Source organism: Aeromonas sp. S12(2024) (genome assembly GCF_041402305.1).
In the GTDB taxonomy this organism is placed as follows: domain Bacteria; phylum Pseudomonadota; class Gammaproteobacteria; order Enterobacterales; family Aeromonadaceae; genus Aeromonas; species Aeromonas veronii.
Genome location: NZ_JBGLRB010000003.1, coordinates 141230 through 163279 on the forward strand (window position 1 = coordinate 141230; position 22050 = coordinate 163279).

Sequence of the window (22050 nt, forward strand, 5' to 3'; positions counted from 1 at the left end):
GGTCATCTCCATCAGCGCAGGAAGAAGGCCATCATCAGCTTCTGGATCCAGCTGTTGTAGGGGGGATGGATCAGGGAGCCGGTGGTGAACTTGCCGCGGGTCAGCACGGTTTTCGCCTTGGAGAAGGTGAGGAACCCCTCGTGGCCGTGGTAGTGGCCCATGCCGGAGGCGCCGATGCCGCCGAACGGCACATCGTCGGCCGCCACCTGAAACAGGCTCTCGTTGATGGCCATGCCGCCGGAGTGGGTCTCCCGGGTCACTCGCGCCTGCAGCTCGGGGTCGAAGCTCATCAGATAGAGGGCCAGCGGGCGGGGCCGCTCAGCAACATAGGCGAGCGCCTCCTCCAGAGTGTCGTAGGGGATAAGCGGTAGCAGCGGCCCGAAGATCTCCTGCTGCATCACCTGACACTGACTTGGTACCCCGGTCAGCAGGTGGGGCACCAGCAGGCGGCGCTGGTCGTCGCGGGCCGGGCTGCCACAGGGGTGGAGCTGGGCACCCGCCTGCTCGGCTTCATCCAGCCAGCTGACGAGACGTTGATACTGGCGGTCGTTGATGATGGCGCCGTAGTCGGCACTATTGAGCCCCTGCGGGTAGAGCTTGCTGAAGTGGCGGCGATAGGCGGCGATAAAGTTATCCACCTCGCTGCGGGGCAGCAGCACATAGTCGGGGGCGACGCAGATCTGTCCGGCGTTGAGGCTCTTGCCGAAGATCATCCGCTCGACCGCGGTGGCGACCGGCATGTCGGGGGCGATGAGACAAGGGCTCTTGCCCCCCAGCTCAAGGGTGAGGGGGGTGAGCTGGGGCGCGGCGGCGGCCATCACCAGCTTGCCTACCATGGTGGAGCCGGTAAAGAGCAGGTGATCGAACGGCAGTGAGCTGAACGCCGCCGCCATCTGGGCATCTCCCTCGATGATGGCGATCTCGTTTTCGTCAAACACGCTGGTGAGCATGGTGCGCAGCACGGCGTTGGTATGGGGGGTGAACTCGGAGAGTTTCAGCATCGCCCGGTTGCCCGCCGCGATGGCGGTGATGAGGGGGCCGAGGCTCAGCATCACCGGAAAGTTCCACGGCACGATAATGCCGACAACCCCGAGCGGCTGGAAGTGCACCTCTACTTTGGCGGGGGCCAGCAGCAGGCCGGTGTGACGGCGGTGGGGCTGCATCCAGCGCTTGAGCCGCTTCTGGGTGTAGTTGATCTGCATGATGCAGGGCAGCACATCGGCGATCAGGCTGTCGTAGTGGCTGCGCTGACCATAATCTGCCGCCAGCGCCTTGCACAGCGGCCCCTTGTGGGCGAGCAACGCCTGCTTGAGTTTGGTCAGCTGCGCCCGGCGCTCGGCCAAGGTTGGCATGGGGTGAGCCAGACTCGCCCGCTTGAGCCGCGCCAGCTGATCCGGCAGGGACAATTTGATGGCGAGGATATCCTCAGGAGTGTGTTGAAGCTGCGCCGCACCCATGTTGTTCTCCGCATGAATAATGACCGACTGATTAGTCGGTCTAAATCTAGCTGTTTGTTACCGGAATGTAAAGCTGGCAAGCTGTCTGCCGTTCACCACGAGCCAGACGCAAGAGAGAACTGTGTGTCTCCCCACACTTTTGTGGTTTGCTCGTTGGTGGCTTATCTAATAAGGGGTAGTTTTTGGCTATTAACCTACACGGAGAGAGCACTATGACCAGGGAACTGAACAGCTTGTTGGCCCGGCTTGAAGATGTGGTTGAGCGGATGCCGGATTGCTTCAACACCTACGAATTCGCCCAGAAGCTGGCACTGCAATATCAGCCGGAATTCTTTGCCGCGGGCCACTCTCTGGCCGAGCACGAGGGCAAGGTACTGCGGGTGCTGCACCAGAAGATCGCCGAAGCGCTGGCAGGCAGCGAGATGGTGATTGAAGGGGCGCTGCTCCCCTGTGTGACCCCCTGGGGAGAGAAATCCACCTCACCGCGCTGGCATCGCAAGCACTAAGGGGCGTAGTCAGGCAGATCGGTGCCAGACAGCAGATAACGAACAACGATAAAGAGCGCGGTGCTGGCAACAGGGCCGCGCCGTTTTTTGTGCAGATTGTCGCCAGCAGCGCCCCCGCTGCCGGGAGCAAAGGCCCGGTCTGTGATCCCATGCCGGGATACGGGGCCGTCAGCCGGGTAGACTCTCCCTTTTGTCGCAGGGTTTGTCACCGTAGGAATTTCTCATGACCCATAAAATCATTCTGGATACCGATCCGGGTATCGACGATGCCATGGCCATCCTGTTTGCCGAGGCCCACCCCGCCATCGACCTGCTTGCCATCACCACTGTTTTTGGTAACGCCACTATCGACAATGGCACCCGCAACGCCCTCTGGCTCAAGCAGAAGTACGGCATGAAGGCGGATGTGGCCAAAGGTGCTGCCGCCCCGCTGCTGCGCGAGCCGGTTGGCCCCACCACCATAGTCCACGGCCCGAGCGGCTTTGGCGATATGGAGGCGGGGGAGGTGACTATCGCTCCGGATCCTCGCCCCGCTTGGCAATATATTGTCGAGGCGGTGAAAGCCGCGCCGGGGGAGATCACCCTCGTCACTATCGGCCCGCTGACCAATCTGGCGCTGGCGCTACAACAGGCGCCTGAGATTGTCTCGCTGGTGAAACAGGTGGTAGTGATGGGCGGCGCCTTTGGCGTCAACGGCCATCGTGGCAACGTCACCCCCTATGCCGAAGCCAATATCCACGACGATCCCGATGCCGCCGACCGGGTCTTTACCGCCGATTGGCCGGTAGTGATCATCGGGCTGGATGTGACCCAGCAGAGCTTCTTCAGCAGCGCCTATCTGGATGAGCTCAGGGACAAGGCGGGGGAGCCGGGCCGCTTCCTGTGGGATGTCAGCCGCTTCTACCTGCGCTTCTACTCCGAGAAGCTGGGGCTCTCCGGTTGCCACGTTCACGACCCGTCCGCCATCGCCTATGTCATTGACCCGACCCTCTTTACCCTGCGCGAGGGGCCGGTACGGGTCATCACCAGCGGCCCGGCCATCGGCCACACCCTGCAAAAGTTCGATGGCAAGCGCCACTCCCACGATGACTGGGCAGCCTATCGTCCGCAGCAGGTCGGGGTGGCGGTGCGCGATGAAGCCTTGCTGGCGCTCTATCGTGAGACGCTGGTGGGCTGGGGCAAGGATTGCTGAGCAAAGAGGCGCTATTGCGCTGACGCGGGTGCTGTGATCGGCGCCAAACAATCGGAGCGCACGGCCGCTTATACTGCCTTATATCAAGAGCTTGGGAGGGATGAAGATGGCCTGGATTTCCTTGATAGTGGCGATTGCGCTGATCTGGTGGTTGATGAAGCTGGGGCGTGGCGCCCTGTTCGAGATCCGTCTTGCACCCGGCAAGGTAGTGGTTAAGCAGGGCAAGGTGTCACCCGCTTTTATTGAGCATGCCAAGCAGATCCTGCGCCACGACACGGTGCGCGGTCGCATTGTGGGACAGCGTGATGGCGATGGTGTGAAGCTGATCTTCTCCCGCTCCATCCCCGAGCCGGTGGCCCAGCGTTTTCGCAATATCTTCCCCTATGGCGATTACCGCCAGCCAACGGCGCCGCTGCCGGGGCCCAAATCCCGCAAGGGATAAGCACCGGAACGTGGTTCATCAATAGCAAACGGGCCTCCAGTGGAGGCCCGTTTTTATGGCACTTGGCCAAGAGAGAGCTGACAGCCCTTACTCCTTGCCGTGCAGCTCGCGCTGGGCCTTGACCGCCGCCGCCTTGACGGCGGTGCCTTCATTGCCCCAGGAGGCGCGCAGGGTGTTGACCAGCTCGGCGAGCCGCTCGTCATCCATGGTCCAGCCATAGCCCGGCATGTGGTAACCCAGATGGTCGTGGGTAACCGGTGTTTCGGCGCCGTGCAGCAGCACGTTGATCAGGCTCGACGGATCGCTCGCCAGCACGGTGCGGTTGTTGACCAGCGAGGGGATGACGTGGTCATTGCCCTGGCCGTTGACCCCGTGACAGGTGGAGCAGTACATGGCGTAGTCCGCCTTGCCGCTGGCACTGGCGTAGGCTCGGGCCCCTTTCTCCGCCACCGGTTCATCTTTCAGATCGGTCAGATAGGTGGCGATGCTGGCCAGATCGGCGTCGCTGAAATACTGGCTGCTGTGGGTGATCACTTCCCCCATGGGGCCCGCGACCGCTTCATGCTGGCTGCGGCCGGTTTTCAGCAGGTCGATCAGCGCCTGCTTGCTGTAACGGCTGCCGCGAATGTCGGGGGCATACCAGCCATCCAGCGCCGCACCGCTCAGGTAGACGGGATCCGCCTCGGTCAGCGCTTTCTCCTGCATGCCAAGCCCGCGCGGGGTGTGGCAGCTGCCGCAGTGACCGGCACCCTGCACCAGATAGGCGCCGCGGTTCCACTCTTCGCTCTTGCCCGCCACCGGGGTGAAGCGGCTGTCATCGTGGTAGACCCAGTTCCAGCCCATCAGCGGCCAGCGCATGTTGAGGGGCCAGGGGATGTCGCTCTCCTTGTTGGCGATGGCCAGCGGCTGCACCTCCTTCATCAGGTAGTGATAGAGATCTTCGAGATCCTTATCGCTCATCTTGGCGTAGGCGGTGTAGGGCATGGCCGGATAGAGGCGATGGCCATCGCGGGCCACCCCTTCGCGCATCACCTTGATGAACTCCGGCAGGCTGTAGTTGCCGATACCGTGGGTCTTGTCCGGGGTGATGTTGGTGGCAAATACGGTGCCGATGGGGGTCGGGAACCCTTTGCCGCCCGCCAGCGGCTTGCTGGTTTCGCTGGTGTGGCAGGCGGCGCAATCGCCCAGCTTGGCCACGTATTCCCCCGCAGACATGGCGGGGGCTGCGTTGGCGGCAAGGGCGGGCAGGGCCAGCAGCAGGGCGCTGGCGGTCAGTGACAGGGCGCGGCTCATTGGGCACCTCCCTTGCTCATGGCTACCAGCTCGTTGACGGCGCGCCACGCTTCGTCGATGGCGGCGTGAGCGTAGGGGCTCCAGCCTGCATCCGAGTTGGCGATGGTGATGTTGCCGATCGGCTGGCGACCCAGTTCAATCCATTTTTCGCACTGCGCTTCGTCATCAAACAGGGTGTTGGTGACATAGGAGTAGCCGTGAGACCAGCGGTTGACCGTGATGGCGAGGATATCCTGCTCATGGTTGAAACCGGCGCTGCCGAGCATCCCTTGCAGCTGTTCGCGGATCATCTGTTCATGCTGCTCGAACGGCATGCCGAGGATCATGGCGCGCCCCTTGCGGGACTGTTCGCGGGCCGACAGACCGCTGCCCGGCAGGGTCGGCACATAGACCATGTGCAGGCACATCGGCTGATCCGGGCTCTTGGGATGCTCGTAGCCACCCATGCTGACCGGATAGTCGAGCTTGACCCGGCTGTAGGGTGCGGCGGGGGAGTAGACCTCGTGTACCCCCAGCTTGACGAAGGCTTGCCAGTTTTTGATCACCACCTTGGTGTAGACCAGCGGCGCCTTGGCATTCTGGCGCAGCGCCTCCTTCTGGGGCTCCGGCATCTCGGGCACCATGTAGGGGATCATCATGTTGTAGCCAGCCATGATCGACTGCCTGGCACGTACCCGGTGCAGTTTCCCTTCTTTGATATAGGTGACGTCCACTGCCAGCTTGCCATCGGCGAGGCGTACGTTTTTGGCCTGCAACGCCGTGCTGCCAAGGCGCAGTTGCACCTTGTGCTCCGGCAGGTCGAGCTTGCTGTAGTCAAACTTGGCCAGCACCACATCCTGCATGGTGTGACCCGGCGCCACCTGCGGAATGAGCTTGCGCACCATCAGGCGGGTGAGACCGGCGTTGCCATCGGGGAAGTGGAAGATGTAGGGATCGTCCAGCTCCGCCTGCTCCTCGGCATCCAGCGGCGTCAGATTGAGGCCGTCGAACCCCGGCAATGCGCAGAGGCGCGCATCGGCGCAGGCGGTGGCGTCGATGCCGACCGCCTGGAAATCGTTGGTGCGCTGCTGGAAGTAAGTGATCGCCCGCTCGCTGAGACCCACTTTATCGCGCAGGAAGGTGGTGTAGCTGTTGCGAGTCACCCACTCATCCTGCTGCTCGCGGGTCATGCCGCTCAGGTAGTCGATCTTCGATTCGTGCAGGGCCAACAGGGCGGCCTTGTCGGCATCATCGAGGGGGAAGTCACCGATAAATTCTGCCAGCGGCCGGCCGTTCAGGCGATCGCGGGGGATATCGTCCGCCACGTTGTGCCCCGGATCCCCGCTTACTATCTTATTGACGCCAAAGTGCTTCTCGTCGAAATAGACGCCACGGCTCAGCCCCAGATCCGGATAGAAGGTCTGTTGGAAACCGGCGGCCAGCTCGTCGATGTTGACCTCCAGCGCCTTGAGCAGACCGAGCGCCACCGGGCTGTAGACCGAACGCGGCGATTGCAGGGATTCACTGCCGCCGTAACCCAGGCGCAGGCCATCGGGGGTGGTGAACTCGTTGCGCTTGGCGTGGCCGCCAAAGTCGTCGTGGTTGTCGAGTAGCAGGATCTTCTTATCCGCTCCGAGCAGTTGCTGATAGAAGCAGGCTGCGGCCAGACCGCTGATCCCGGCGCCGACGATCACCAGATCGTACTCTCCCTCAAGGGGAATATTGGCAAAGTCATACTGCTTACCGTCACGGGCGATACTGTGGGCCGGTTCGAAGGAGCCCGGGTGGTTGCCGCGCAGGCCGGTGAGGGCGGGCGGGTAGGCCAGGGTTTTATCCGCCAACGCGCTGCCGCCTTCGGCAGCCTTGAGCAGATTGATGGGGGCGACGCCTGCCGCAATGGTAATGGCAACGCCGTTGAGAAAATCTCTGCGTGTAATACTCATGGCTATCCCTGTGTTAGGAGAAGTAATGAATAAGTGGATTCATTATGGGAGGGAGACACAGATCCTGTTCAGGATTGGGCGCCGAATCTACCGCTATCCTCACGCTGAGTCCATACGATTGCTAATGGATTATTAAGCACCATTTTCCTGCTTGTGACGAGAGTGATGCGCTGATGGGGGTGATTTGCCCTGTTGCAGGGCAAATTGTCTTCCGGCTCGGTCGGTCAATGATTGCCGCAGCTGATTAGTTTGGGAGACGTTCGGGCATCATTGTCGACTCGGGGGGATGATCGCGCTAAGCTCTTAACTACTTGTTTTATCTACTCTCTTTTTATTCATAGGCATAAAGGCCACTCAGGAGGCGCAATGAACTGGTACATCTCGGTCCTCAAGCAATATGCGGTATTCAGCGGGCGGGCCCGTCGCACCGAATACTGGATGTTTGTGCTGTGCAACGTCATCGTCATGCAACTGCTCGGCATGGTGGACAAGCTGATTGGCGGCGACAAGGAGTTCATCAGCGGCATCTACTCGCTGGCCGTGCTGCTGCCCTCGCTGGCGGTGGCGGTGCGTCGTCTGCACGACACCGACCGCAGTGGCTGGTGGCTGCTGCTGGTCCTGGTACCCATCATAGGTATTCTGGTACCCACCATAGGTACTCTGGTACCCATCATAGGCACTCTGGTGCTTATCTATTTTATGGTTTGCAACGGCCAGCAGGGGCCGAACCGCTTCGGTGACGATCCCAAAGCGGCCCCCTCGCAGGGCTTTATCGTCAGCTAACGGGCGCGGCTTGGCCAATCATCGGCCACGAAAAAGAGAGGGAGGCATCACGCCTCCCTCTCTTTTTCGTGTTGATGGCCGATCAACGCTCGATCAGCGGTGCTGATCGGTAGCTCCACATACCGTAGGTGCGCAGGGCGTCGCGGTAGATGCCGAGCAGCTCGCTCTCGCTCGGGGTAGCCAGCTCCTCGAGGGGCTTGTCGGGGTAGCTGACGCTCGCCACCTTGATGTTGGCCGGACCAATCTGGTCGCAGGCGATTTCCAGCACTGTCTGGCCGCGACGTACATGGCTGGCGGAGCTTACCAGCACCGCATAGTCAATCTGGTGGCGGGCGAGGGCATAGGCGCTGTAGAGGGCGTTATCCACCGTGCTGGTGGCGTAGTTCTCTTCAATCAGGCGGCTGCGGTCGATGCCATGGTTGGCCAGCCAGTCAGCCATCAGCTTGCCCTCGGTCTGGCGGTTCTGGGGCACGCCGCCGGTCAGGATGATCAGCGCTTCCGGGTCGGCCTTGGCCAGCTCAAGGGTGGTTTGCAGCCGGCCCAGCAGGATCTTGTCCATGCTGCCGTCGGGATTGAGGGCGTAGCCCAGGGTGACGATGGCGCGCTTGCCCTCTTTGCTGGCCTTGACCTGATCCCCGGTCAGTTCGGTTTGCAGCGGGGCGGCGGTGATCCGCTGCACCCGGGCGATGATCTCCTCCAGATCCGCGGCGCGGCCGCTGTTGCGATCCGCCACTTTCGCCAGATAGCTGCGGGAAGCCTCCTTGTTACCCTTCACCAGCTGCCAGATGGCGAGATAGCTGTTGATGTCGAGATCATCGGGGGCGACGGCCTGCGCCTGCTCCAGCAAGGTGATGGCGCGGCTCAGGTTGCCGTTGTAGATCTGGGCGTTGGCTGCCGAGATGAGCAGGTCGGTGCGGTAGGGTTCCAGCTGGTAGGCGGCCAGCAGCCGCTCGGTCACCAGCTCCATATTGCTCGGCATCTTGGCGGTAAAACCGGCGTGGGAGATCTTGGCTGGCGACTTGTAGATCTGCAGCGCTTCGCCGAGCAGCATGTCCACCGCCTGGCGTTTGCTGACCAGGGTATTGAGGTCGTGCTCCATCTGCATCGAGCTCTCGGCCGCTTGCAGGGCGAGGGGCGAGAGCGCCAGCAGGCCGCCGAGGGTGAGGGCAAGAAGGGTCTGTTTCATCAAAAGGTCCTCTGTCGGGCTGAATCGCGCCGTGGCGCAGCGGCTTGTGGGCCGATGGGATAAGGCAAATGTGCGTCAATTCAGTCTGTTAGTGCCAAAGAGAGGGCAATATACCAGCTAACGGTGCGGCAAACTGTGAGTCGGGGCGAGTCGTCGGGTGATGCCACACCTGTGGTCGCAAAAGTGGCCGCAACGGGTCAGCTGCCATCTGAAAAGGGCAGGGGGAGCGTAACTCCCCCTGCTGGGAGGGGCGCAGGCCCCTCCCTCTATCGCGATGCAAGACTGATGGCGTCTGAATCTATCTGCTGACGAGTATTCGCGGTCAGTTCCACATCGGGGAGATGCGGGCTTCCAGCGTCTCTTGCTGCTCTTCGGGCATATCGCTGAAGAAGTTGAGCTGGGTCTGCTCTTCCACCTCGCGTACCGAGACCCGGTAGTCGGCGATCTGGCTGATGGGCACCTCTTCCTGCGGCATGATAAAGGCGATGGCCTGCAGTCTGGCCGGGTCCATCACGATCTTGTAGTAGGCGCTCGGGATCGCCACACCCTGACCGATGGACTCTTCAGAGCCGGTAAAGATGGGGCCGGTGATCACCTGCACATCCTTGCGGGAGACCGCCCACTTGTTCACCTTGTCCTCCAGCACGCGCCACGCCTTCTGGTTGAGCACCCCGATCTGCGGCGTCATGTTGCTCAGCAGGAAGCTCTCTTTCATGGTGTTCTTGTTCGATTTCATGTCACCCGCCGGGGCCTGATGGCCACGGTCGTAGCCCGAGCCCTTGTAGTCGGAGAGGGTGGCGCGGTAGGCGACCGGGATCTCCCTGTCCTCGGCGAAGGCATCCTTGCGCGGCACTGTGCCCTGTGCGCTCTGGGCGGTCATCCGGTAGGAGACCCAGTCCGCCACCTTGTAGTCGTAGTTGTAGCCGACCGCATACCCTTCACGGCAGAGCTTCTGATCCGATTCGGAGGGCAGACCAAAGCGTACGTGCTCGCCACACGCCCAGTGAGCCGCCAGCAAGGGGGTGGCAGTGAGGGTGAGGGTAACAGCCAGAACCAATTTATTGATTTTTATCATTTTTGTGATGCTCCAGTTTAGTAGGCGGAGCCATTTGACATGAGAGCTGACCAGCGCTTCAATTGCTGTTTTTTTACACGTCACCGTTCTGTGACGGCTCGCCAAGATCCGTGATGTGACTGGTTAATATGTTTTAAATCAGTGGCTTGGTCGGTGGGATGATGTGCGGTTGCTCGGCAGGCAACGAAAAGGGGCCCGTGATGGGCCCCTTGTACTGGTTGGTCTGACTGCTATCAGGCGGCGTTTGCCTTGTTGCCCAGCGTGCGGGCCAGCAGTGCTTCCGGATTGTGGATCGCCTCCTTGGTCTTCACGTCGATGACCTCGATATCGGTGAAGCGCTCGCGGTTCTTGATAGCCACGTCGTGGGCGAAGATGACGCAGCGTGCGTTGGCGACATCCTTGGCGGTGATGCGGTTGATGATGCCGTTGGCGCCCTGGGTCTCGACCTTGATCTTGATCCCCTGCTTGGCGGCAGCCTTCTGCAGGCTCTTGGCGGCGAGGAAGGTGTGGGCAACGCCAGACGGGCAAGCAGTGATGGCCAGTACGTCTGCTTCCCCTTCCGCTTCAATGACTTCGAAGCTGGTTTGGGTGGTGGTCACGTCATCTTCTTCGCTCACTGGCTTCTTCAGCAGGTTGGCGATGATGGCTGTGGTCAGAGCGCCGAGGATGGTACCCAGGATGTAGCCCATCTTGCCTTCAACAACCGGCAGGACAATCCAGCCACCCCAGGGTGCGTGGTTGATACTGTGCATCATGAAGCCGGTGATGTTGCCGACGATGCCGCCTGCGACGATGGCCGGGATAACACGCATGGGGTCAGCAGCGGCGAACGGGATAGCACCTTCACTGATACCGATCATGCCCATGATGGCGGCCGCTTTACCGGATTCACGCTCCTCTTTCTTGTAACGCTTCGGAGACATGAAGGTCGCCAGCGCCATACCCAGCGGCGGTACACAGATGGCGATACCGACGCCGCCCATCAGCCAGGGCTGGGTGTTGACCTGAGTCTGGGCAAACAGGGTTGCAACCTTGTTGACCGGGCCGCCCATATCGAAGGCAGTCATACCACCCAGAATGGCACCCAGCATCACTTTACCTGAGCCCGCCATGCTGGAGAGCCAGTGGTTCATCCCTTCCATCATGGCGGCGATCGGGGCACCGATCCCCCACATCACGATGCCACACACCAGGAAGGTACCGATCAGCGGATAGATGAAGATGGAACCAAGGGAGGTCATGGAGTCAGGCAGCTTGATCCGTTTGAGCTGATTGACCACGAAACCGGCGATAAAGCCCACCAGAATGGCGCCGAGGAAACCGGTTTGATAGTGCTGAACGGCAATCCAGGAGCCGATCATGCCCGGGGCCAGGCCCGGCTTGTCAGCCAGCGAGTAGGCGATATAGCCACCCAGCACGGCGGTAAACAGGGTCAGACCGGCGATACCCATGGTCGCCATGTCTTTGAGGAAGCCCGCTTCCGGCACGGCGCCCTTGCCGCTCATCATCACCGACAGGGAGAGCAGCACACCGCCTGCCACGATGAAGGGGATCATGTGGGAAGTACCAAACAGCAGGTGCTGCTTCATGGTGTTGAGGCGATCCTTGAAGGTGCGATCGGTGGGTTCAACCGGAGCAGAGGCCTCCGGTTTGGCGGCTGGCGCCGGTTTTTCCGCTTTCGGGCCTTGCTTGAGCAGGGTCAGGGCTTGCTCGACGGTAGTGGCCGCTTTCATCTGCTCGATAAAGCCCGGCTCCAGTAGACGGGTAGAGAGCTCCGCCAGCACTTCGATGTGGTGGTTGGCGCCGCCATCCGGGGAGGCGATCATGAAGATCAGCTGGGTCGGCTTGCCATCTTCGGCGCCGTACTCGATACCCTGACGGCTGACACCGATGGCAATGGCCGGACGGCTGACCGCCTTGCTCTTGGCGTGGGGCAGGGCGACACCCTGCTCGAAGCCGGTGCAGTCCAGCTGCTCGCGGGCCCAGATATCCTTGACGAACTGCTGTTGATCAGACACGGCGCCATCGCGCGCCAGCATCTGTGCCATCTCGTCGAATAGAGCCTCCTTGCTGGTGGCCTTCAACTCCAGGCAGATGAGTCTGCCGTTGGTCATGGTGGGTAACATATTACACTCCTGGCTCCGTTGCCGAGCCGCATGATGGGGGGAACAATTGACCTGGATATTGTTCTCCCGTTGGCGCGGTGCCGAAATCGGACAAATGTGCCGTTTACTGGATTTTTGTGCTGTGCAAGTCGTCATGTGACCCAGCTCGCATATCATCATAAAAGCCAACTCATACCGGTGTTTTTATTTTTTTAAATAAAAACAATGAATTGTGGATTGGTTTTGCTACTTGCATGAGTGCGACGAAAAGGTCTCGCCTTCGGAGGTATGGAGATTTGTGTGCTGCTTTGAGGGCGGAAAATGTGAAGGTGCTGGCAAAACGCGTTGAGAGAACAATCAGAAAGAGGGAGGGTTGCTCTTGATGTGAGTTAATCCCTCCACTGATCACTTGTTATGTGCAGCATGGGTGTCTTCGGGTTTTGTATGGTTCCTTGTTTGACAAAGCCCGCCACTTTTATGAATGGCGGGCTGTTTAGTGCTTCAGCCTTATTGGGCTGATGAATGAGGGGGGCAATCGGGCGTTATGTCCGAAACTTGCGTACAACCTCCTGCAGTTGTGTTGCCAACAGGTTGAGGTCGTTGCAAGCCTGAGCCATTTGTTTGGCGCCGGTCGCCACCTCTTCCGAGGCATTGCTGATGTTGACTACATTGCGATTGAGCTCCTCGCTTACCGCCCCCTGCTCTTCGGTTGCGGTGGCAATCTGAATATTCATGTGAGAGATACTGTTAACCGAGCTGCTTATTTCGGCAATAGAGGCTCCCGCTTCGCGAGCAGTGTGGACCGTCTCGGACATCATATCCTGACTCTGTTGCATGGTGACGCCCGCTTCGTTAGCACGCTGCTGCAGTTCGGAGATGATGTGGTTGATCTGGGAAGTGGAGTCTTGGGTTCGTTTGGCCAGAGTGCGGACTTCATCTGCTACCACGGCGAAACCACGACCTTGTTCACCGGCTCGGGCTGCCTCGATTGCCGCATTCAGTGCCAGCAGGTTGGTTTGCTCGGCAATCCCCTGAATGACTTCAAGCACCATGCCGATATTTCGGCTGTCATCACCCAGCTGGCGGATCACCAGAGCAGTCTCTTCGATGGCGGTAGCCACCTTTTCAATCCTGCCGATTGAGTCATTGACGGTCTCGCTGCCTTGTGCGGCTGTGTCGCTGGCCGACGTTGCTGCGCTGGCGGCGTCGTTGGTGTTGCGGGCCACCTCCTGTACCGTGGCTTGCATCTCGTTCATGGCTGTGGCCAGCTGATTGAGCTCATGTTGCTGGGCGCCCATGTTGTTGGCCGATTGCTGTGCCACCGCGCTGATCTCTTCGGCGGCCGCACCCAACTGCACTACCGAGCCGGAGACCTCGTTGACCAGCATGCGCAGATTGGATTGCATCTCGTTGAACCCTTGAGCCAGCTTACCCAGCTCGTCATGGGAGAATTGCTTCATGTCGAGTTGGCTGGTGAGGTTGCCTGCCGCTACCTGGCGGGTCTGCTCCAGCAGGGTCATCACTGGATTGCGGATCTGCCGGATCAGCAGCCAGGCCACAATGACGACGAACAGCAAGGTTAGCGCACCGACGGTAGTGCTCAGCAGTTTGGCCCGTTCATAGGAAGCCTCACTCTGCTTGGTCAGCAGGTTGGCGACCCGATCGTTCTCCTTGCGCAGCTCCAGACCATCCTGTCCGGCCTGCTCAAGGGCTGCACGGGATTCGTTTTTGATCAGCGACTGCACCTTGGCAATATCTCCCTGCCGTATGGCTGTTTCCAAGTCACCATGGGCTGAAAAATATTTGGCTGCTGCAGTTTTCAGCTCTGCAAACATGTTGCGATCTCGCTCCGACACAAAAGGCATTGATCCATACCGTTGCTCGGCGGCCACATACTGACTCTTTGCCGCTTCGAAAGACTGTGTGCTGCTGTTGAGGGAGTCGGGATCCTTGCCCAGTGCATCTATCACCATGTTCAGTTCGGCACGGCGAGCGTCCAGCAAGGACACATGCATCTGGCTGGATGCCCGGATGGAGGGCACGATATTGTCGCTGACCTCACTGGCGTCACGGTAAATATTGGAGAGTTGTAAAGTGGCAAACCAGGCAAAACCCAGCATCAACAAAGCGAGAGTGGTAAACGCCATGGTCAGCTTTTGCCCAATTGTCATTTTTGTCAGCATATATCCTCTTTTATCTATTTTTGTCAGGGGATCTTTGTGTGAAATTTATATCGGCGAATAGATGTGATACCTTAAAAATAAATCAAATAAAAGAGATCTTAATCACAGAGGGTATTTAAGGTCTATTTCTTTACTGCGATGAGGTTTGGCTGGCATATCAAAAAATAAATATCAAATCTCTCATTATCCTGCTTTTAAATTGATTGAGTTGTCAGTTAATGCGGCCTGGCTTTTTTATGAATTACGTCAGCTGAAGGTATGGCATAAAATAAAATTTGCTACATATCATAACCTTATGGTTTTTTTATTAAGTTGTTACTTTCGATAGAGATCGAATGTTCTGCTTGGAATTAAATTATAGAACGACTAAAAAATAGGGCCACATCTCGAAAAATCAAAAGAGATCCCTTTCGTTTGTATTATTAATGGTTCTGTATGACTACGGCTGCTAAATGTTTACAGACCGAATGATGATGGCCGGGGAAAGGTTTAATGGTGATGCATCTATGTGCTGTTTTAGTTTTCATCAGAGGGTGAAAATAGTAGAGGGTAGAGTTGTTATTTTTATTGCCTCCATTTTTTCGGATACTCAGAGTGTCGCCGTTGCTTGTGCAGGCTGGAATTTTCTTCGTTTCAGCAGACCAAGTCATCTGCATCAGGGGGGCGCCAAGCTTGGGCGACAAACCTGTGGAGCTGGTTGTGGGCAGGATGCAGTCAGGGATGGACTTCAGAGCGAGATGCCTGAAGGAAGGTAGGCATAAGAGAGCAGTAGAGATACAGACGGACTTGACTGGTAGGCCATATTGCTCTGTTGGGAGGGGGAGGCATATTCCCCCTCCAACGAGAGTCGGCTCTTATGTTGATTAGCAGCGGTTGCCGGCGCGGGCGACCCGCCCTTCGGCCAGCAGTTGATAACTGCCAGTCGCTGCAGGAATAAAAGCTGATTGCCCCTTTTCCAGACGCAGTGACTGTTCGCCTTGCTTGAGGGTCACTGTGTCATCGATGGCAAACAGGATCTCGGCGCTGGCAGTGGTGAGCTGATGCTCGCCAGCCGGGTAGACGCTGAAAGTGAAGTCAGGTACCGGCACGTCGAAGTGCTGTACCGCACTATCACAGCGGGGGGCCAGCAGGATCTGGTCGTCCGGCTTGGGCAAGCAGCGGGTGCAATCCAAGAGCTCTGCCACATCGATGTATTTGGGGGTGAGGCCGGCGCGCAGCACGTTGTCCGAGTTGGCCATGATCTCGAGGCCGGTGCCGCGCACATAGGCGTGCGGGGTACAGGCATCGAGGAACATCGCCTGACCGGGTTTGAGGGTCACCACGTTGAGCAGCAGCGGCGAGAAGAGGCCCACATCTCCCGGGTACTGGGCCGCCAGACTGGTGATAAGGGCAAACGTCTCCTCATCCTGATGGGCGGCGGCATAGGTCAGCAGCCCTTCCAACGCCTCCTCCTTGCGCGCCCCTTCCAGTACCAGCAGCTGGTGGAAGAAGTGCTGCAGGCCCGCTTCATTCTGGCTGGCGGCAAGGGCTGCGGTCAGATCGGCGATGGCCGCCAGATTGACCCGCTCGAACAGTGCCAGAATGGCCGGGATGGCGCGAAAGCCGTTCATCGCCTGATAGGGGGTGAGGGCAAAGACTAGCTCCGGCTTATGGTTCGGGTCCTTGTAGTTGCGATTGCTCGCCTTGATATCGATGCCTGCGGCCTCCTCTTTGGCAAAGCCCGCTTCAGCCTGAGCCTTGCTCGGGTGCACCTGAATGGAGAGAGCCTTCTCGGCACACAACACCTTGAACAGGAACGGCAGGCTGCCAAAACGGGCGAAGGTGGCCTCACCCAGCGCGGCGGCCGGAGCCCTGTCGATCACCGTAGAGAGCTTTTGCACACTGCCCGCCAGCGTCACCTCGGAGCAGCCGTTGGGGTGAGCCCCCATCCAGAGCTCGGCCTGGGGTTTGCCTTGCGGGTTGGGAATACCAAACAGGGTGGTGAGGGAGTCATGACTGCCCCAGTCATAGTCTTGAATCGGGTTTTGCATCAACAGAAAGGAGGGCAGATCGCTACTGCTCATAAGGGACGCCTCGTCTAGTTTGAAGAAAATCGGGTGCAGAAAAGGGTGGCATTACTGCTGTGGACCGGACTATAACATGGGCGGTCGTGCGCACCGCAACCGCTTGCCTCTCTCTTGATCAGGATCACCATGTCTCTCATCTTCAGCCAACTGCTCGACGGAGCCCTGAGCGAACAGGTTCCATTTGACCAAATCTGGTTTGCCAGTGAACAGGGGGTGCCACCCAGTTTCAGCTATCAGGTCAACTTTCCCCGCCTCGAGCTGGTCTTTAGCGGCGAGTATCTCAACCAAATTTGGGACAGGGGGGAGGGGGTCAGAGAGATCAGTGTATTGCCGGGACAGGCGCTCTATATCCCCCCCAACGGCTGGAACAAGCCGCTCTGGACCACCGACTGCTCGGTGCTGAGCCTGCTGTTTGGCAAACGCCAGCTGGGGTTCAGTCTGGTGAGCAAGCGCCGTGAAGATCCCGATTTTTTCGATGTGCAAAAGCACAGCATCATGGCGCGGGCGGGCCATGTGATCGAACACATTTTGGCGGCGCTGAACGTACTGACTGAGGATCCCGGTCGCTCCCCCACCGATGATCACCTGCTGCAGGCCCTGCTGGCGAGTGCCCGTCAGCTGTTGCTGGAGTCCGCCACGGATCGGCCACGGGGGGCTGAGCTCTTTCACGGGATCTGCATCTATATCCAGGAGAACTTTCACCGTCCCATCACCCGTGACTCCATCGCCCATCGTTTCAACGTCTCGGCCAGCCATCTCTCTCACCTCTTCCGCGAGCAGGGTCATATGCGCCTTGCCGATTACATCAGCTGGGTGCGGATCGATCGGGCCAAATTCATGTTGAAAAAGTACCGCTTTCGTCTTGAGGAGGTGGCCAGTCGCTGCGGTTACAGTGACGTGAACTACTTCTGCCGGGTGTTCAAACAGAAGACCGGCTTGACCCCTTCCCAGTATCGTTCCCTGAGTCAGCCGCAGGCTGCGGCCAGCGAGCTGGAGGGATAACTGGGCGGGGTCGGAGAGGCGTGGTGACGGCGCACTTGCGGGTGGCTACCTCTTTGGTCTGACATGCTTTCTTGTCGTTTTATTATGAAAATGAATGGGCTAAGATGGCCGCGCGCAACAAACAAGTTGATAACAAACGGAAGTTAGGAGATGCCGATGGAAAGCAAAGTAGTAATCCCGACCCAGGGTCAGAAAATCACAGTCGATGCCAACGGCAAGCTGCAGGTTCCCAACCATCCGATCATTCCGTTTATTGAAGGGGATGGCATCGGTGTTGACGTAACCCCGGCCATGTTGAATGTGGTGAATGCTGCGGTCGAGAAAGCCTACAAGGGCGAGCGCAAGATCGCCTGGATGGAGATCTATACCGGCGAGAAGTCGACTCATGTCTATGGCGAAGGTGCCTGGCTGCCGGCCGAAACCCTGGATTTCATTCGTGAATATTGCGTGGCCATCAAGGGCCCGCTGACCACGCCGGTCGGTGGCGGTATTCGCTCCCTCAACGTAGCCCTGCGTCAGGAGCTGGATCTCTACATCTGCCTGCGCCCGGTGCGTTACTACGACGGCACCCCGAGCCCGGTCAAGCGTCCTGATCTGACCGACATGGTGATCTTCCGCGAAAACGCCGAAGACATCTACGCCGGCATCGAGTGGAAGGCCGACAGCGCCGAAGCAAACAAGGTGATCGCCTTCCTGCAAAACGAAATGGGCGTGAAGAAAATTCGCTTCCCCGAGTCCTGCGGGATCGGCATCAAGCCCATGTCCAAAGCCGGTACCGAGCGTCTGGTGCGTGCCGCCATCGAGTATGCCATCGACAACGATCGCGATTCAGTGACTCTGGTGCACAAGGGCAACATCATGAAGTTCACCGAAGGTGCCTTCAAGGATTGGGGCTATGCTCTGGCCCAGAACGAGTACGGTGCCCAGCTGATCGACGGCGGCCCCTGGTGCTCCTTCAAGAACCCGAAAACCGGCAAGACCATCGTCATCAAGGATGTCATCGCCGACGCCTTCCTGCAGCAGATCCTGCTGCGTCCGGCCGAGTATGACGTCATCGCCTGTATGAACCTCAACGGCGATTACATCTCCGACGCGCTGGCTGCTCAGGTAGGCGGGATCGGTATCGCGCCGGGTGCCAACATCGGCGATGGTGTGGCTCTGTTCGAGGCGACCCACGGCACTGCACCTAAGTATGCCGGTCAGGACAAGGTCAATCCGGGTTCCCTCATCCTCTCCGCCGAGATGATGCTGCGCCACATGGGTTGGGTCGAAGCGGCCGATCTCATCATCAAGGGCATGGAAGCGGCGATCCGAAACAAGACCGTCACCTATGACTTCGAGCGTCTGATGGAAGGGGCCACCCTGCGCTCCTGCTCCCGGTTTGCTCAGGACATGATCGACCAGATGTAATCTGCTGCTTGCCAGAAACGCAAAACCGGCGCCATGTGCGCCGGTTTTTTTATCGCGAAAGAGTGAAGGGGCTTATTGCGCCTGCTCTACGTGTTGCTGATAGCGTTGCTGCCATTTGCTGGTTTCTGCTTCATCACCCTGGGCCTTCCAGAAGGCGCAGATGGTGTTGGCAAGTTCCGAAGCCATCGCGTGATCTCCGTCACGTCGACTCATCAGATAATCTCCCAGCCAGCTTTGATATTGTTTCATTACCCGATCTCCTTATCTCATGTGCCCTTGAGGGTGCCCACCTTGACGGGAGCCTGTCGGCTCATCCTGGGGGGAACATCATCAGGCATGATGGTGCAAAGTCACGACCCGGGCAGAGAGCCCGATGGGCAATCTGGCGGCGAACGTGACGCGAGATGTCAAAAAATGAGCACCATTTTAGCACAAACTGACCAACTTGGGGAAATTGTCGCCATGGATTGCGACAGAACAGCCCCATCCCCTTGTTCCCAAAACAGAAAACCCGCCGTGATGGCGGGTTGATTTGCAGATAAATGTGGCAAAACAGCCTAGATCTTGGCGCTGGCCAGGTACTTTGCCATCTCTTCGGCAGGCACCATGCCACCGCCGGTGGCCCACACCAGATGGGTGGCCTGTGCCATGGTTGCGGCATCGCAACCGCGCCCGGTGAGCCACTCGGGATTGGCTGCCACCCGCCACGGGCCGGCCATACCAGCCAGAGCGGAGGGCTCGAGTGTGATCTGCTCATCGCGCGCCAGCAGTCCCAGCAGGTCATACATCTCCTGATCGCTCAGGGTGTAGAAGCCATTGAGCAGCCGTTCCATGGCGCGGCCGACGAAGCCGGAGGCGCGACCTACCGCGAGGCCGTCGGCTGCGGTGAGGTTGTCGATACCCAGATCCTGCACCGCAATGGCATCGTGCAATCCGGTGTGGACCCCCAGCAACATGCAGGGGGAGTGAGTGGGCTCGGCGAAGAAGCAGTGGACGTTGTCTCCGAACGCGAGCTTGAGACCAAAGGCCACGCCGCCCGGGCCGCCACCCACTCCGCAAGGGAGGTAGACAAACAGCGGGTGGTCGGCATCCACCTTGATACCCATCTGGTCGAACTGCGTTTTCACCCGCTCGCCCGCTACCGAGTAGCCGAGGAACAGGGTGCGGGAGTTCTCGTCGTCGATAAAGAAGCAGTTGGGATCGCGCTCGGCCTCTTTGCGCCCCTGCCCCACCGCCACCCCGTAATCTTCGGCATATTCGACCACGATGACGCCGTGTTCACGCAGCTTGCGCTTCTTCCACTCCCGCGCATCGGCTGACATGTGGACGGTGACGGTAAAGCCGAGCTTGGCGCTCATGATGCCGATGGACATGCCAAGGTTGCCGGTGGAGCCCACTGCGATGCTGTACTGGCTGAAGAACTGGCGAAACTCGTCGCTGAACAGTTTTCGGTAGTCATCCTCTTCGCAGAGAAGTCCCGCCTTGATCGCCAACTGTTCGGCGTGAGTCAGCACCTCGTAGATACCGCCACGGGCCTTGATGGAGCCGGAGATGGGCAGGTGACTGTCTTTTTTCAGCAGCAGCCGACCGGTGACCTCAACCCCGTAGCGCCGGTTGAGCGTAGCCTGCATCGCCGGAATGGCGGCGATCTCGGACTCCAGAATACCGTTGCTGGCGCGGGTCTCGGGGAAGGCTTCGCACATGTAGGGGGCGAAGCGGGCCAGCCGGGCGGAAGCGTCCGCCACATTGTTGTTATCGAGCCCCACATAGGGCAGACCGGCAGCCAGAGTGGTGGTGTTGGGGTTGAACCAGGTGACTAGCTCAAGCGCGATCAGGGATTGCACCAGTGGAAATTGCGCTGTGAGCTGTTGGACGTCGATGTTTTTCATAGTGTTCTCGGTCTTGTTACACGATAAAGGAGAGCAGGAAGGTACCGGCCAGCGCCATCAGGGAGGCGACAAAGGTGGCGGTGGTGTAGTACTTGAGCGTTTCGTTCAGGGTGGCGCCGCAATACTGCTTGACCAGCCAGAACAGGGAGTCGGTCACCATGGTGCAGCCAATGGCGCCGGAGCCGATGGCCAGGGTCATGATCTCCGGGCTGATGTTCGGGTAGTGCACCATGATGGGGGAGACGATGGCGGTGGCGCCCATCATGGCGACGGTGGCGGAGCCCACGGCGGCGTGCAGCACGATGGCCACCAGCCAGGCCAGCAGAATGGGGTGCATATCCAGCTGGGAGAGGATGATGGCCAGGCTATCGCCCAGGCCGCTTGACTTGAGCACCCCGTTGAAGGCGCCACCCGCACCGATGATGAGCAAAATGTTGGCGATGGAGGAGAAGCACTCCTAGGTCTTGTTAAGAAGTCCCTCCATCTTCATCTGCTGGCGGATCCCCAGCACGTAGTAGGCGGTGAAGGCAGCGATAAACATAGCGGTGATGGGGTTGCCGATAAACTCCAGCACGGTGTAGAGGTGACTGGCGTGATCCATGTTGAGCTCGGCGACCGTCTTGGCCAGCATCAGCAGGATGGGCAGCAGCACGGTGAAGAGCGAGGCGCTTAAGGTCGGGAGAGTTGCTTCATCGCGGGCCTTGATGTCGGCAAAGGCGGCTGGCACCTCCTTGAACGGGAGCCGGTTACCCAGCAGCTTCAGAAACAGCGGGCCGCCCACCAGCGAGGCAAAGAGGCCGACCGCGAGGCCATAGACGATGACCGAGCCGACGTCAGCCCCCAGCTGATTGGTGACGTAGAGGGCAGCAGGGTGCGGCGGCACTATGCAGTGCACAGCCATCAGGGCGGTGCAGAGCGGAATGGCCAGAGTCAGCAGCGAGGTTCTGGTCTTGCGGGCGATGGAGAAGGCGAGCGGGATCAGCAGCACTACCCCGACTTCGACAAAGAGGGTGATGCCGCACACCAGACCCACCAGCACCATGATGACCTGAGGCGAGAGCCAGCGGCATCTCTGCAGGGCGAGACCGATGCGCTCCGCTGCCCCTGACACCTCCATCATCTTGCCGAGTATGGTGCCAAGACCAATGACGGCGGCGAGAAAGCCTAGCGTGCCGCCAATGCCCGCTTCCATGGCGCTGACCATCTTGAGGGGCTCCATCCCCATCAGGGTGCCCACATAGAAGCTGGCCAACAGCAGGGCAAGAAAGGGGTGGATCTTGCCCTTCACTATGGTGACCACGATAAGAACGATGCTACTTAGCAAGGTAGCGATGACCCATACCTCTGAACTCATACTGCGCCTCGACATCTGTTGTTTGTGATTGTTTATGCGCTTATTGAATGAAAATGAGGCGGGGCTGACAAATGATGAAATCGACCACTTGGGTGAGCTGAGGTGATGCAAGAGCGCTACATTGGTCACAATTTATCGAAATCACACTCTTTGGGTCTTTTGGTTTCATCCTGAAAGTGGCCTGT

At 59.1% G+C, this 22050-nt stretch carries 16 protein-coding genes and 1 pseudogene; 6 read left to right on the forward strand and 11 right to left on the reverse strand.

Annotated features, from left to right (window positions below):
- Nucleotides 1-11: 11 nt before the first annotated feature.
- Nucleotides 12-1457: a coniferyl aldehyde dehydrogenase gene (locus ACB035_RS04220; RefSeq protein ID WP_371166756.1), complete on the reverse strand. Its 1446-nt coding sequence runs from the start codon at nt 1455-1457 to the stop codon at nt 12-14.
- Between the two features lie 212 nt (nt 1458-1669).
- Here ACB035_RS04220 and ACB035_RS04225 point away from each other — a divergent pair, with 212 nt between their 5' ends.
- From ACB035_RS04225 to ACB035_RS04235, 3 genes are all read left to right on the forward strand, one after another.
- Nucleotides 1670-1963 (forward strand): hypothetical protein, encoded by a 294-nt coding sequence (locus tag ACB035_RS04225; RefSeq protein ID WP_005337735.1) that lies wholly within the window; start codon nt 1670-1672, stop codon nt 1961-1963.
- Between the two features lie 223 nt (nt 1964-2186).
- Nucleotides 2187-3155 (forward strand): nucleoside hydrolase, encoded by a 969-nt coding sequence (locus ACB035_RS04230; RefSeq protein WP_042057853.1) that lies wholly within the window; start codon nt 2187-2189, stop codon nt 3153-3155.
- A 106-nt stretch (nt 3156-3261) separates the two neighbouring features.
- Nucleotides 3262-3597 (forward strand): DUF3634 family protein, encoded by a 336-nt coding sequence (locus ACB035_RS04235; RefSeq protein WP_005353195.1) that lies wholly within the window; start codon nt 3262-3264, stop codon nt 3595-3597.
- 87 nt (nt 3598-3684) lie between these two features.
- Here the strand turns inward: ACB035_RS04235 and ACB035_RS04240 are convergent, their stop codons facing one another.
- Nucleotides 3685-4890 carry a cytochrome c gene (locus ACB035_RS04240; RefSeq protein WP_064336474.1) on the reverse strand — a complete coding sequence of 402 codons (1206 nt, stop codon included), beginning with the start codon at nt 4888-4890 and terminating at the stop codon, nt 3685-3687.
- Nucleotides 4887-6812: an NAD(P)-binding protein gene (locus ACB035_RS04245; RefSeq protein ID WP_371166757.1), complete on the reverse strand. Its 1926-nt coding sequence runs from the start codon at nt 6810-6812 to the stop codon at nt 4887-4889. The genes ACB035_RS04240 and ACB035_RS04245 overlap by 4 nt, the downstream gene beginning before the upstream one ends.
- Before the next feature lie 366 nt (nt 6813-7178).
- Between ACB035_RS04245 and ACB035_RS04250 the strand changes: the two genes are divergently transcribed.
- Nucleotides 7179-7595: a DUF805 domain-containing protein gene (locus tag ACB035_RS04250; RefSeq protein ID WP_021230688.1), complete on the forward strand. Its 417-nt coding sequence runs from the start codon at nt 7179-7181 to the stop codon at nt 7593-7595.
- Nucleotides 7596-7677: 82 nt separating this feature from the next.
- Here the strand turns inward: ACB035_RS04250 and ACB035_RS04255 are convergent, their stop codons facing one another.
- From ACB035_RS04255 to manA, 5 genes are all read right to left on the reverse strand, one after another.
- Nucleotides 7678-8781, reverse strand: coding sequence for an ElyC/SanA/YdcF family protein (locus ACB035_RS04255; RefSeq protein ID WP_279463279.1), 1104 nt, complete (start codon nt 8779-8781; stop codon nt 7678-7680).
- A gap of 322 nt (nt 8782-9103) precedes the next feature.
- Entirely contained in the window at nt 9104-9856 is a 753-nt protein-coding gene (locus ACB035_RS04260; RefSeq protein WP_139734278.1) for a DNA/RNA non-specific endonuclease, read from the reverse strand.
- Nucleotides 9857-10089: 233 nt separating this feature from the next.
- Entirely contained in the window at nt 10090-11982 is a 1893-nt protein-coding gene (locus ACB035_RS04265; protein ID WP_371166758.1) for a PTS fructose transporter subunit EIIC, read from the reverse strand.
- Nucleotides 11983-12503: 521 nt separating this feature from the next.
- On the reverse strand, nt 12504-14144 hold the full coding sequence (locus tag ACB035_RS04270) for a methyl-accepting chemotaxis protein (RefSeq protein WP_371166759.1): 1641 nt from the start codon (nt 14142-14144) through the stop codon (nt 12504-12506).
- Nucleotides 14145-15007: 863 nt separating this feature from the next.
- On the reverse strand, nt 15008-16207 hold the full coding sequence (gene manA, locus ACB035_RS04275; RefSeq protein ID WP_371166760.1) for a mannose-6-phosphate isomerase, class I: 1200 nt from the start codon (nt 16205-16207) through the stop codon (nt 15008-15010).
- A gap of 129 nt (nt 16208-16336) precedes the next feature.
- On the opposite strand from manA, the gene ACB035_RS04280 reads away from it, so the two are divergent.
- The gene (locus tag ACB035_RS04280) at nt 16337-17212 is read left to right on the forward strand and encodes a helix-turn-helix transcriptional regulator (RefSeq protein WP_371166761.1); all 876 of its coding nucleotides are present in this window, start codon (nt 16337-16339) and stop codon (nt 17210-17212) included.
- A gap of 156 nt (nt 17213-17368) precedes the next feature.
- Complete coding sequence (gene icd / locus ACB035_RS04285) at nt 17369-18622, forward strand: NADP-dependent isocitrate dehydrogenase (protein WP_371166762.1); 1254 nt, start codon at nt 17369-17371, stop codon at nt 18620-18622.
- Between the two features lie 72 nt (nt 18623-18694).
- Here the strand turns inward: icd and ACB035_RS04290 are convergent, their stop codons facing one another.
- The 3 genes and pseudogenes from ACB035_RS04290 to dsdX all read right to left on the reverse strand — a co-directional run bounded on the left by ACB035_RS04290 (nt 18695) and on the right by dsdX (nt 21865).
- Nucleotides 18695-18871 (reverse strand): hypothetical protein, encoded by a 177-nt coding sequence (locus tag ACB035_RS04290; protein WP_005337712.1) that lies wholly within the window; start codon nt 18869-18871, stop codon nt 18695-18697.
- Between the two features lie 308 nt (nt 18872-19179).
- A complete protein-coding gene (locus ACB035_RS04295) occupies nt 19180-20511 on the reverse strand; it encodes a D-serine ammonia-lyase (RefSeq protein WP_371166763.1) in 1332 nt (443 codons plus the stop codon).
- Nucleotides 20512-20527: 16 nt separating this feature from the next.
- Nucleotides 20528-21865, reverse strand: a pseudogene (gene dsdX / locus ACB035_RS04300) (D-serine transporter DsdX).
- Nucleotides 21866-22050: the final 185 nt, after the last annotated feature.